Genomic DNA, 13,244 nt, shown 5'->3' on the forward strand with positions numbered 1-13,244 from the left:
TTAAGGAAGGGGGACCCAATCCATTTACTATGGGTTGGGTTTTTTTAATAATATAGATGGAATTAGATTTGGTATAAAGGAGCGGGGAAAATGAAAGTCACCCTTTTTGCTACTTGTTTAGTAGATATGTTTCAAGGTGATGTTGGCAAGGCAACAGTGGAAGTGTTAGAAAGACTTGGATGTGAAATTGATTTTCCAGAATCACAAATTTGCTGCGGCCAGCCTTCCTATAACAGCGGGTACGTAAAAGAATCAAAAGAAGCAATGAAAAGTATGATTACTACCTTTGAACATGCGGAGTATGTCGTTTCTCCAGCAGGTTCCTGTGCCTACATGTTTAAAGAATACCCCCATATCTTTAAAGGCGATCCTGTATGGGAGCCTAAGGCAAAAGCATTAGCAGATAAAACCTATGAATTCACCGAATTTATCGTCGATGTATTAAAAGTGGAAAATGTGGGTGCAAAATTAGAAGGAAAAGCAACTTACCATACTTCCTGTCATATGACTAGATTACTTGGGGTTAAACAAGCACCGATAAAATTATTGCAACATGTAGAGGGCTTAGAATTTACAGAACTGCCAGGTAAAGAGAGATGCTGCGGATTCGGGGGAACATTCTCCTTTAAGATGGGGAATATTTCAGAGCAAATGGTCGAAGAAAAGGTTTGTACGGTGCAAGAAACCGGGGCCGATATTTTAATTGGTGCAGACGCTGGGTGCTTAATGAATATTGGCGGACGTATGAATCGAAAAGGCCTGCCAGTTAAGGTTATGCATATTGCAGAAGTCCTGAACTGCCGATAAAAACTGATGAAACGAAAGGGGGATAACCAATGTCGATGAAAATAAGCGAAGATAAGTTTACTGACCGCGTTGATAAAGGGCTGCACGATTCCTTCATGCGTGGAGCTGTTTCGAGTGCCCAAGGGCGATTTCAATCACGTCGTTTGGGGGCTGCAGAAGAGTTAGGGAACTGGGAGGAGTGGCGGTCCCATGGGGAAGAAATCCGCCAGCATGTACTAGAAAACCTAGACTATTATTTATATCAGCTAAGTGAGAATGTCTCCAAACGAGGAGGACATGTCTTCTTTGCGCAAAGTGCTGAAGAGGCAACGGAGTATATTAAGAATGTTGCAGAAAAGAAGAACGCTAAAAAGATCGTAAAGTCTAAGTCAATGGTGACGGAAGAAATCCATTTAAATGCAGGTCTTGAGCAATTAGGTTGTGAGGTGATTGAAACAGACCTAGGGGAATACATTTTGCAAGTGGATGACCATGAGCCGCCTTCTCACATTGTTGTTCCTGCGCTGCACAAAAATAAGGAGCAAATTCGCGATGTTTTTAAAGAAAAGCAAGGCTATCAACAGTCAGAAAAACCAGAAGAGCTCGCCTTACATGCGCGTGAAAAACTTCGTCAAGAATACTTGACTGCTGATATCGGAATCACTGGATGTAATTTTGCCATTGCTGAAACCGGCTCGATTACCCTCGTGACAAACGAAGGAAATGCGGATTTGGTCTGTGCTTTGCCAAAAACACAAATCACCGTTATGGGAATGGAAAGACTAGTTCCAACCTTTGAAGAAATGGAAGTCCTTGTTAGTTTATTAACGAGAAGTGCCGTAGGTCAAAAACTGACAAGCTATATCACCACGTTAACAGGTCCAAAAGAGGAAGGTGATGTCGATGGACCAGAGGAATTTCACCTCGTCATTGTCGATAACGGCAGGTCTGACATTCTTGGTGGAGAATTCCAATCGATTCTCCAATGCATCCGTTGTGCAGCTTGTGTAAATGTCTGTCCCGTTTATCGGCATGTTGGCGGACATTCATACGGTTCCATCTATTCTGGCCCTGTCGGAGCCGTTCTTTCCCCATTACTAGGCGGATATGATGATTATAAAGAGTTACCATATGCCTCCACATTATGCGGGGCTTGTACAGAGGCATGCCCGGTGAAGATTCCACTACATCAGCTTCTACATAAACACCGCCAAGTGATCGTGGAAAAAGAAGGACGGGCACCAGTATCAGAAAAGCTTTTGATGAAGGCATTCGGTTTTGGTGCATCGTCCCCAGCTTTATATAAATTCGGTTCAAAACTGGCAGCACCGGTTATGTCACCATTTACCAAGGATGATAAAATCTCAAAAGGTCCAGGACCATTAAAAGCATGGACAGATTCAAGGGATTTCCCAGCACCAAATAAAGAGAGATTCCGTGATTGGTTTAAAAATCGCCCACAAGGAGGGAAAGAATCATGACCGGTACAATACAGAATCGTAATGCCTTTTTGGGGAAAATCGCCAATCGCCTAGGACGAGAACAAAAAATTTCCTTAGAAAAACCTAATTGGAACTATCATCCTCAAGATGGGGTGTTAAAAAACGCCACACAAGATGAGTTGGTAGAAGTGTTAAAAGAACAATGCAAAAACATTCATACTAGTTTTGTACTAACCTCTACTGAAAAGCTTTCTCAATCATTAAAAGAAGTTGTCCATCAATATGGCGGTGGATCAATCGTAACATGGAAAGACGAACGCTTTTCACAATATGGTCTTACAAGGCTAATGGAGGAAGAATGGCCTAAAGAAGGAATCGATCTTCATATTTGGGACCATATAAAAGGCGATGAAAATATCGCCAAGGCCGAGGCTGTGAATGTCGGAATTACGATTAGTGATGTCACACTAGCAGAGTCAGGCACAGCAGTTCTTTTCAGCAGCAAGGATAAGGGAAGAACAGTCAGCTTTTTACCGGCCACTTCCATCATTATTATCCCAAAAAGCAGCATCGTTCCCCGCATGACACAAGCGGCCCGCATCATAAACGAAAAAGTAAAAAACGGTGAACAAATTGCCTCATGCATTAATTTCATCACAGGACCAAGCAACTCCGCTGACATCGAAATGATTCTTGTTGTCGGCGTTCATGGACCAATAAAAGCTGCTTATCTAGTGGTGGAAGATATTTAGTTGGAAACGACTCCCTTTTGTGATATTTTTAAATTTTGATAAACTAATAGTAATACATTCGTTTCTCCAAATATTAAAAAGAAAAAGGGGGGCTTTATATGTACAAAGTAATCATTGTTGATGATGAGAAAAACATCCGTGACCGAATGGCTCATTTTTTTCCTTGGTCTGAAGTAGGGTTCGAAGTAGTTGGAATAGCAGAAAATGGCGTTGAAGCATTGGAACTCATTAAACAGGAGCGTCCACATGCCGTTTTGACAGATGTTCGTATGCCTGTGATGACAGGATTGGAACTGGCGAAAGAAATACAAACATCATACTCTGACATAAAAGTGGTCATTCTTAGTGCTTATGACGATTTTAGATATGCCCAAGATGCTATTCGCTCTGGTGTGAAGGGGTATTTGTTGAAGCCATTGATGAAAAATGACTTTTTCAATGTTTTTACGAAACTAGCAGAAGAATTAAGGGAAGATGAAAAAGTGAAAGAAGTAGACCGATTCGAGGAATTGATGCTTTTGGATTTAATTAAAGGTGAAAATCTGCCTCAGTATGCAGACTACTGGAATCAGCAGACACAAAGCTTTAGAGTCGCTATTTTTTCCTTTGATCGATTGTTTAAAGAGGTGTCCACTTTTTCAATCAGGCAGAAGATTACGGAGCTTGCTGCGGATTTTTGGAATCGTTATCAAGTTTCCATTTTGTTTTACGGGAATAGTCTGATTGTGTTAAGTACCAATTCTAAGCTTGTTTCGAAACAGAGCTTTTTGCCGAAAATTAACTTGTTCATTGATTCACTAAGAGATAACCTTGGTGACTTGTTCAAAAACCAGGAAAATTTTGTTGTTGGTGTTGGCAATCCAGCATCCACGTATCAAGAAATTTGCCGTTCTTATAATGAGGCGGTTTACGCCTATAGCTATAAATACTTTAGTGAATATGAAACGGTAATCTTCCATGAGGATTTGACTGTTGATGGTAATAAAGGGAAACAAATAGAGCTTCCCAATTTCATGTTAGACCATGTGAACAAAATTGAAAATCACCTGATGGAGTCGATGAAATCGGAAGGGAAAATGGCCTTTGGGGAGTTAGTCAATCATTTTTTTGACACATACAAAGGGATTGGAGGTCTGCCGATTGCTGAAATACGCAGTTCCTGTTCTGAACTTATTATTATCCTTATGTTCCGATTTAAAGAAAAGGGACTTACTCTTGCGTCTATTGACCAGCAGCATGTACTAGGCAGAATTTACGAGATTGATTCTTTGAAGGAATTAAAGCGATGGCTGACACAAATGTTGGAAACGATTTCGTTTGATTTGATCCATCAGGATAAAAAGGATGTAAACAGTTATGTTCTTATGGCCAAGGAATATGTAAAGGAAAATTATCAGGAACGGATTACACTTGAGGATATTTCACACCGATTATTCTTGCATCAAGCATATTTCAGTGCGATTTTTAAAAAGGAAACAGGACAAAATTTTATCGATTATGTCAATCAAATTCGTATCGAAAAAGCGGTGCTGCTTCTTAAAAATACCGATTATAAAATAAAGGTGATCTCCGATATGGTCGGTTTCCAAAGTCATTCGTATTTTAACAAAGTATTTAAAAATGAAACAGGTGTTACCCCTGTAGCGTTCAGAAAACAGTAAACCAGGTCAGAACTCAGGAGGAACACCATGATAAAAGCTAAAAAGCAACAGTTCCAGACCTTTTTATTAAAATTTTCGTTAATCGCCGTATTTGTCTTTCTTTTGCTGTTAAGCAGTTTATACTATATAAAAATAAAAAACTTTATTGAAGAAAAGAAAGAAACGTCGATTGAGTTAAGAATGGAACAGATATCCCATGAACTGCAAACGGAGTTTAATAATATCTATGATACGACAAACAATCTAAAGACGAATGAGATTGTTATCCGTTATATCGATGAATTGAGCGGGTCAGAATTAAGTTCATCAGGGAAATATTACCAGCATGCGGGTTTAGAGGATTATTTAAATTCAATCAGACAGAATAATAATCTCATTGAAAATATCCTCATCATTACACCAACAACTCAATACAGTTCTGATCAAAAATATGTAGATTTTAATTTGAATGGCATGAAGGTAAAAACAGAAGTCGAAAATAATTTTTACTTTATTAACAAGGGCGAGGCAAAAAGAAAGATTGAACTCCCTTCCATTAATGAGGAAAATGGATGGGAGGCATCTGACTCCAATGACTTAAACAATCATTTGTTTTTTGGAACGAATATCATGTCCCCAGACGGGGTTCATAAAGGAGTCATTTTAGTATTTATTAATCCAAAAAGTCTTGATGACTCTCTCTTTTATGCCGGCCAAATCCGCTTATATGATCAAAACGGCAGGCTGTTTTTTAAAGGAGACCAAGTAGAAGGGGAGAAACCAGAAGAGCTTAATTCTCAAAGTAAAAAGGAATTATTGCAATCGAGAGGAGATAAGGGATTCTATTATTCAACTATCCCTTATTATAATTTTCAGTTTATTTATGAAGATCCATTAGGTTTTTATAATAAACAAATTGGGCTAATGTGGAAGATGATTGTAATAACATTCGTTTGTTCCGCTGTGGTTGCAATTGTTTTTTCAAGAATGATTGGCCGAAAGGTTATTCAACCGCTGTATCAATTAATCGAATCTGTTAAGGAGTATGAAGGAAGCAGGAATTACAGCGGTCTTGTACAGCAAAACAAAACGGCAGGCATGAAACTAAGTTTACGGGAGCGCTTCTTTTTTTATTTTGTGATAACGGTTTTGCTTCCACTAATAATTTTTATTGGTATTCTTTACGGCCAAACCTCCCATCTTGTTTCGGGGGATATGCAGGAAAGCTATCATTCCGTACATGAAAAAATGGCTCGGTTGATGAATAACGAAATTAACCAACGAGAGCTCATGATGGCACGAATTGCGTATAATGACAATATACAGCTTCACTTAATGGAACATGATGCTGAAAAGATAGGACAAGAATTAGTAGATAGAAGGCAATTCCTCGAATTAAGAAGGCAAAATATCAAAATTTTTGATGAGTCTGGAAAGATTTTGTATACAAACATGGATATTCAGCAGAATAAACTAGCTTCAGAATTTATGAGTACCTTAACAAGTTCAGGCAGGAAGATTAGTTATGCACTAGAGAGGGATCGCTTTGATAATGTTACCATTGTGATTGGAATGCCGATTTTTTCTCCAGTAGAATTTTCAAAAATTATTGGCTTTATTACCGTTGATATTGAAAATAATCAGTTGGAAACGTATTATTCTGATTGGCAAAAAACGGGTCTTGAAATGATGCTCGCAGATAAAAGGAACATGATTCTTTCCCATCCGAATCCTCTTAAAATTGGCCAAGTTTTTGATAGTAAAGAGGAAATGCTGCAAGATGAAAGCTCTAATGTTCATGCTTACAGTACAGAAATTACAGGTCTAAACTGGGAATTTATTTCAAGATATAATAATTCTACTGTTCAAAAGCAGGTCAATCAATTGTTTATCAGTGACCTCTATCTGTTCTTTTTCATCGTCCTATTGTTACTTGTTTTTGCCTATTGGATTTCGAGACGGATGCACAGGCCGATTGGACAGTTGAACGAGCTGGTTCAAACCTTTGATTTAAAGGGTTCTCATCATGATGTAGTTGAACGATTGTCTGGAATAGAAGAGGTTGACTCTCTGACGAAGAACTTTAATCAAATGATGGAAAGAATAGAGGAATTGATTCATGAGACGATCATAACAAATCAAGAACGGATTCAATTAAAATATGAAAAACGCGAGCTCCAGCTTAATGCACTGCAGTCGCAAATTAATCCTCACTTTTTATATAATACGCTCGATAATTTGATTTATCTCGTCGAAGCCAATGAGACGGATAGAGCGACTGAGATGATTGCGTCGTTAAGCAGATTTTTCCGTTTTATCACGAATCGTGAACAATTTATGATCACACTGCGTGATGAGCTTACGTATACGAAAAACTATGTCAAAATTATGTCCTACCGGTTTGAAAATTTTGAATGCATTTGGGATGTAGATGAAAATGTATTGAATCATACAACGGTTAAGCTGATTATACAGCCTGTCATTGAAAATGCCATTCACCATGGTGCAAGGAAAACCAAGGACATGGTAACCATCCATATTTCGTGCAAGCTGAAAGAGGATGAAATTCATATCGTTGTAGAGGATAATGCAGTGGGGATAGGAGAAGAAGAACTCTCAATCATAAAAACTCAATTAGCTTCGTCTTCGCTGGATAAAGCCGGTATTTACAATGTAAACGGGAGAATACGGCTTCATTACGGGGAAAAATATGGGCTTAGTATAGAAAGTGTATTAGGTGAGGGCACAAAAGTTACGATTGTCCTTCCTGCTCCTATATAATTCTAATGTTTTAGAGGTTTACTCTAAGGGGAACTTTTCCTTTAGGGCAGCCTCTATTTTTGTGTTTTTAAGAAATAAAAAAGCTTTAAATAGTTTTAATTTACATTAAAAAAATTAAATGAACTTAAAATAGTACTAATAAATCTTAAGAAAGTATAACTTTCTTGAAGGAAATTACACTATTCTAAAAATAGAAATCGTTTTCAATTAACAAAAAAAGAGGAGGATATTTTCACCTAGTTGGTTTAATCATCAGTGCGAGCGCAAATATGTAAAGAAAAAGTGAACACTAATTGGTTAAGGGGGAGAAAAATTGAAAAAAGGTTTGAGAGCACTTTCATTAGCGGCTGTTTCAAGTGCACTAATTTTTACAGGGGCATGTTCGAATAAGGAAGCTAGTAAAGAAGCAGAAAAAGTTGAAGTAGGAAGCTTGCCTAAAGCTGGTGATTTTTCTAAAGAGGTTGAACTTAATCTTTCAGGGTCTTTCACAAGAGGAAAGGCGGAAGATGGCAACTATGTTCAAAAGAGATTAGAAGAACAATTTAATGTCAAAATTATTAATACGAAAACGGATACGTGGAATACTGACCAAGTAAACTTAATGGTTGCATCCGGTGATCTTCCTGATACATTTGGTTTTACAGCAGGCGGAAAATCAGCACAAGAATTATTTGATTCTGGTTTAACTAGAACGATTCCGAAAGAGATGCTTGAAAAATATGCACCTCGATATATGAAAATGCTATCTGAAAATCCACCAGGGCCAATCATGAACTTAAAACAGGGAACTGATAATGAGTACTTACAATTAATTGGCCAATACGACCATGTTGATGGTGTAGCTTGGGGGCCGACACTCCGACTAGATTGGATGGAAAAATTAGGTATTGATCCTCCAGGAGAAATCAAGCAAGTTGGTCCAAGCGGCGGCCGTGAAAAAATCTATTTTACAGAAGCTGCCTATACGCTTGAAGAATTAGAAGAAATTTTGAAAGCCTTTACTTTCGATGATCCGGATGGAAATGGTAAGGACGATACGTATGGAATCTCGCCTTATCACAATCAAATCCACTGGTCAGCTTCTTTAATGGGGGCATTTGGATTACATCCTGGTTATAACTTTATGGAAAAAGATAAATTGGTTGTTACCGAGATATCTGAAAAATATAAAGAATTCCTAACATTAATGGCGAAATGGTATAAGATGGGATTGATAGACCCTGAATTTACAACTCTTGACAATAATAAAAGTTGGGAAAAATATAAGCAAGGAAAGATCGGCTATTATATTGCACAGCCTTCCTATATTGCGATGGATGATTGGGCTAAAGGCCGTGCACCGCAGAACATTGTTGAAAGTCCGGATTCTACTGCTAAATTACTTGCAACTGCACCGGAAATTGGCAAAGATGGACAGCAGGGTGTAGGAGCATACCTTCCGGTTGTAAATTTATCTGATGCATACTATGTTTCAAAGCATGTAACGGATGAAGAATTAGCGAGAATCCTTCAAATCTTTGATTATATTAACTTTGATAATGAGGCAAGATGGACATTATATGGTGAAGTTGGTAAGCATTCTGATTGGGAAGGAACACCTGAAAAATCAGCCCTTAAAGTACGTCCGGAATTTGCAAAGGAAGAAGGGAATTCAGGATTCTGGGCTTACAACTTCCGTACTTATGATAAAGAGCGGGTACAGTGGTTCCAATCTGAATATACAAATAAATTAAAAAGCGAGTTCTATGCTCGTGAAGATGTAAAAGAAAAAATGCTGATTCGCCCTTATAAATGGGATATATTGAACGAAACTAAAATTAAGGAACTTGAAAAGCGTTACAAAGGTCAAATGGATACCATTGTCGCTGAATTTAGAATGAAAGCGATTGTCGGCGAAGTTGACATCGACAAAGAATGGGATAAATACGTTGAAAACTGGATGAATAACGGCGGAAAAGAAACCCTGGCTGAGTTAGAAAAGGCTCCAAAGGTTTCCGATTTATTAAAGTAATAAATAACTAGATCCACGTTGAGAAGCGCATGAAAAATTCATGCGCTTCTACTTTTTTTTACTTATCTGGTTCCAGTCATTGTTAAAAGCGCTTTCACTCTCCTTAAAATAGTGTTACTTTTCCTAAAGAATTTAAAACTATTAATTTAGAAATTATATTATTCTAATAACAGGAAACGTTTTCAAATGTTTTTCAATAAAGAAGGGAGGAAATATAATGCAAACAACATTAGAGAGAGTTAAGACAAAACCTCAGCGACAAGTAAGTGAAAAATGGATCCGTGTGAAAAAAATGAAATCGCTTTACTTGATGATGCTCATTCCGATGGCGATGTTATTTGTTTTTAATTATATCCCAATGTATGGGGTAATAATTGCCTTTAAAAACTTTTCACCAGGCTTAGGTATTATGGATAGTCCGTGGAATAATTTTGAACACTTTAAAAGGCTGTTCAGTGATTTCTTATTTTTAAGAGCATTTCAAAATACAGTGTTCATCAGTTTATTAAAAATTATCATTGTATTCCCGGCACCGATTATTTTTGCAATTCTATTAAATGAAATTAAAAGTGAGAAATTTAAAAAGGTGAGTCAGTCAATCTCCTATTTACCACATTTCATGTCCTGGGTTATTTTATCGGCAATGGTCATTGAAGTGTTTTCACCGCAAAGAGGAATTGTTAACTATGTTATTACCCTGTTTGGTGGAGACCCTATTAATTTCATGTCAGATAAATCATCCTTCATTCCAATATTAATTTTGACCGATATGTGGAAAGAGCTTGGTTGGGGAGCCATCATCTATTTGGCAACAATTTCCTCCATTGATCCAGGATTGTACGAAGCAGCTGAAATTGACGGAGCAGGCAGATTCCACAAAATGATCCATGTCACACTTCCATCGATTATGCCAATGGTCATCATCATGTTTATTCTTCGACTTGGAAGTGTATTGAACGCAGGGTTCGACCAGATTCTTAACTTGTACAATCCATTAGTATATGAAGTTGCTGACATAATTGATACGTATGTGTATCGAAGCGGTTTGGAGCAATTCCAGTTTGATTATGCAACAGCAGTAGGACTATTTAAAAACGTAGTCGGAATTACGCTGATACTTACTGCAAACGCTATTATTCGAAGAAAAAGCGAACATGGAATATGGTAGAAAGGAGGATATAAAATGGAACTAAAAGCTCGTAAAAAAATCTCACTGTTTAATATTCTTAATATTACGGGGTTCGTACTATTTTCTATTCTTGTAATATACCCTTTTTGGCAAACAATCGTTTTATCGTTCTCTAGTGCTGAATCAGCATCAAGTCTTGGGGTGAATTTATGGCCTGATCAATGGATTACAGATGCCTATAAATATATGTTTTCAAACGATAACATCGGGATTGCTTATTTAAATACAATCATACGTACTGTTGCCGGAACATTTTTAATTGTGACTTTTACGATACTGGCAGCGTACCCGCTTTCAAAAAAGGATCTGCCATATCGAAATGTTTTTACAATCTTTTTCTTGATTGCGATGTTCTTCTCAGGCGGTATGATTCCAGATTACTTATTAATTAAAAATCTAGGATTAATCGACAATAGCCTAGCATTGATTCTACCTTCAGCAGTCAATGTATTCTTTATTATCATCATGCGTAACTACTTTATGACCATTGATAAGGGTCTTGAAGAATCTGCACTGATTGATGGAGCGAATTATTTTATAATCTTGACAAAGATTATTATTCCGGTATCCAAGCCTGTTATTGCAACCGTAGCACTTTGGGCAGCGGTTTACCACTGGAATGAATGGTTCCATGCCTTGGTATATATTCAAGATGATGCAAAAACAGTATTACAAATTGTTGTAAGAGACATGTTGACGGCAATGGATCTTTCCAATAACCAAAATGCCCAAGTCGGCGGCGGCGGTATGGCAAGTTCAGAATTGCTACTGAGCAACGTGCGTGCAGCAACAGTTATGATTTCGATTGGCCCAATCGTATTAATCTATCCGTTTGTACAGAAATACTTTATTAAAGGAATTATGATTGGTTCATTAAAAGGATAATAGGAGGAATTATTAATGAAAAAGTTTGCAAAAACACTTTCCTTAGCAGCTGTTTCCGGCGCACTTCTTTTCACATCTGCATGTGCCAGTAAGGAAGCAAGTAAAGAAGAGAAAAAAGTTTCTGTAGAAAGCTTACCTGATGCCGGAGATTTCAAGGATCAGTTAACATTGAATCTTTCAGGATCTGTGACAAGAGGAAAGGTTGAAGATGGAAACTATGTGCAAAAGAAATTAGAAGAGCAATTTAATGTCAAAATTGAAAATACGAAAACGGATACTTGGAATGCTGACCAAGTCAACTTAATGGTTGCATCCGGGGATCTTCCTGATACATTTGCTTTTACGGCAGGCGGTAAGACGGCCCAAGAATTATACGATTCTGGCTTAACAAGAACGATTCCAAAAGAAATGCTTGAAAAATATGCACCTCTATATATGAAGATGCTATCTGAAAATCCTTCTGGGGATAAGATGAACCTTAAAAAAGGAACAGAAAATGAATATGTAGCATTAATTGGCCAATATGCGCATGTCGATGGTTTAGTTTGGGGGCCAACATTCCGTCTTGACTGGATGGAGAAATTAGGAATTAAGCCACCAGGTGAAATCAAGCAAGTAGGTCCAAGCGGCGGTCGTGAAAAAATCTACTATACTGATGGTGCTTACACAATTCAAGAAATGGAAGAGATTTTGAAAGCCTTTACGTTTGACGATCCTGATGGAAATGGCAAGGATGATACGTACGGAATTTCACCATGGAATAATAATACGAACTGGGCACATACATTAATGGGTTCATTCGGAATTGCTCCTACGTTTAACTTAATGGAAGATGGAAAGTTGGTTTCAACGGAGATTTCACAAAACTATAAAGCATTCTTAAAACAAATGGCAAAATGGTATGACATGGGCTTAATTGACCCTGAATTTACTACTCTTGATGATAAAAAGAGCTGGGAAAAATACAAGCAAGGCAAAGTCGGATACTATGTAGCACAGCCTTCTTATATTGCAATGGATGACTGGGCAAAAGGACGTGCACCGCAAAACATCGTTGAAAATCCAGATTCTACTGCAAAATTACTTGCGACAGCACCGGAAATTGGCAAGGATGGACAACAAGGTGAAGGAGCATTTATTCCAGTTGGAAATTTAGCAGATGCCTTCTATGTTTCGAAAGATGTAACGGATGAAGAATTGGCGAGAATTCTACAAATCTTTGATTATATTAACTTCGATAATGATGCAAGATGGACATTATATGGAGAGGTTGGCGTGCACTCTGACTGGGAAGGGGAACCAGAAAAGTCAGCTCTGAAAATACGTCCTGAATTTGCAGAGCAAGAAGGAAACTCAGGCTTCTGGGCTTATAACTTCCGTACGTATGATAAAGAAAGAGTAGGCTGGTTCCAATCTGAATATACAATGAAGGTGAAAAATGAATTATATGCCCGTGAAGATGTAAAAGAAAAAATGATGATTCGTCCATATAAATGGGATTTATTTAACGAAACAAATATTAAGGAACTCGAAAAACGTTATAAAGGACAACTTGATACAATTGTAGCTGAATTTAGAATGAAAGCGATCGTTGGCGAAGTTGATATCGACAAAGAATGGGATTCTTACGTTGAGAATTGGAAAAATAATGGCGGACAAGAAATCCTTGCTGAGTTGGAAAAAGCACCAAAGGTATCTGATTTAATGAAGCAATAAATAAAAAAATAAATGTGGGTGCTATGGTACCCACATTTATTT

The 13,244-nt window shown here is 37.6% G+C and carries 9 protein-coding genes; all 9 read left to right on the plus strand.

Going from position 1 to position 13,244, the window contains the following annotated elements; translation table 11 throughout:
• The first annotated feature begins 90 nt into the window (after positions 1 to 90).
• Positions 91 to 807 (plus strand): (Fe-S)-binding protein, encoded by a 717-nt coding sequence (locus V7108_RS15495; protein WP_335568739.1) that lies wholly within the window; start codon positions 91 to 93, stop codon positions 805 to 807.
• 29 nt (positions 808 to 836) lie between these two features.
• Positions 837 to 2,267 carry a LutB/LldF family L-lactate oxidation iron-sulfur protein gene (locus tag V7108_RS15500; protein WP_335568740.1) on the plus strand — a complete coding sequence of 477 codons (1,431 nt, stop codon included), beginning with the start codon at positions 837 to 839 and terminating at the stop codon, positions 2,265 to 2,267.
• The gene (locus V7108_RS15505) at positions 2,264 to 2,980 is read left to right on the plus strand and encodes a LutC/YkgG family protein (RefSeq protein WP_335568741.1); all 717 of its coding nucleotides are present in this window, start codon (positions 2,264 to 2,266) and stop codon (positions 2,978 to 2,980) included. The genes V7108_RS15500 and V7108_RS15505 overlap by 4 nt, the downstream gene beginning before the upstream one ends.
• Before the next feature lie 98 nt (positions 2,981 to 3,078).
• The gene (locus V7108_RS15510; protein WP_335568742.1) at positions 3,079 to 4,641 is read left to right on the plus strand and encodes a response regulator; all 1,563 of its coding nucleotides are present in this window, start codon (positions 3,079 to 3,081) and stop codon (positions 4,639 to 4,641) included.
• Between the two features lie 27 nt (positions 4,642 to 4,668).
• Positions 4,669 to 7,401, plus strand: coding sequence for a sensor histidine kinase (locus tag V7108_RS15515; RefSeq protein WP_335568743.1), 2,733 nt, complete (start codon positions 4,669 to 4,671; stop codon positions 7,399 to 7,401).
• 313 nt (positions 7,402 to 7,714) lie between these two features.
• Positions 7,715 to 9,412 (plus strand): ABC transporter substrate-binding protein, encoded by a 1,698-nt coding sequence (locus tag V7108_RS15520; RefSeq protein WP_335568744.1) that lies wholly within the window; start codon positions 7,715 to 7,717, stop codon positions 9,410 to 9,412.
• 217 nt (positions 9,413 to 9,629) lie between these two features.
• Positions 9,630 to 10,580, plus strand: a complete 951-nt coding sequence (locus V7108_RS15525; protein WP_335568745.1) for an ABC transporter permease — start codon at positions 9,630 to 9,632, stop codon at positions 10,578 to 10,580.
• Positions 10,581 to 10,595: 15 nt separating this feature from the next.
• Positions 10,596 to 11,486 (plus strand): carbohydrate ABC transporter permease, encoded by an 891-nt coding sequence (locus V7108_RS15530; protein WP_335514781.1) that lies wholly within the window; start codon positions 10,596 to 10,598, stop codon positions 11,484 to 11,486.
• Positions 11,487 to 11,501: 15 nt separating this feature from the next.
• A complete protein-coding gene (locus tag V7108_RS15535; protein WP_335514784.1) occupies positions 11,502 to 13,202 on the plus strand; it encodes an ABC transporter substrate-binding protein in 1,701 nt (566 codons plus the stop codon).
• Positions 13,203 to 13,244 lie beyond the last annotated feature (42 nt).

Source organism: Neobacillus vireti (assembly GCF_036962345.1).
In the GTDB taxonomy this organism is placed as follows: domain Bacteria; phylum Bacillota; class Bacilli; order Bacillales; family Cytobacillaceae; genus Neobacillus; species Neobacillus vireti_A.

What these genes read in the sequence shown, in the direction of transcription:
- V7108_RS15495 (WP_335568739.1), top strand. Translation starts at nt 91, where the DNA reads ATGAAAGTCACCCTTTTTGCTACTTGTTTAGTAGATATGTTTCAAGGT.
- V7108_RS15500 (WP_335568740.1), top strand. Translation starts at nt 837, where the DNA reads ATGTCGATGAAAATAAGCGAAGATAAGTTTACTGACCGCGTTGATAAA.
- V7108_RS15505 (WP_335568741.1), top strand. Translation starts at nt 2,264, where the DNA reads ATGACCGGTACAATACAGAATCGTAATGCCTTTTTGGGGAAAATCGCC.
- V7108_RS15510 (WP_335568742.1), top strand. Translation starts at nt 3,079, where the DNA reads ATGTACAAAGTAATCATTGTTGATGATGAGAAAAACATCCGTGACCGA.
- V7108_RS15515 (WP_335568743.1), top strand. Translation starts at nt 4,669, where the DNA reads ATGATAAAAGCTAAAAAGCAACAGTTCCAGACCTTTTTATTAAAATTT.
- V7108_RS15525 (WP_335568745.1), top strand. Translation starts at nt 9,630, where the DNA reads ATGCAAACAACATTAGAGAGAGTTAAGACAAAACCTCAGCGACAAGTA.
- V7108_RS15530 (WP_335514781.1), top strand. Translation starts at nt 10,596, where the DNA reads ATGGAACTAAAAGCTCGTAAAAAAATCTCACTGTTTAATATTCTTAAT.
- V7108_RS15535 (WP_335514784.1), top strand. Translation starts at nt 11,502, where the DNA reads ATGAAAAAGTTTGCAAAAACACTTTCCTTAGCAGCTGTTTCCGGCGCA.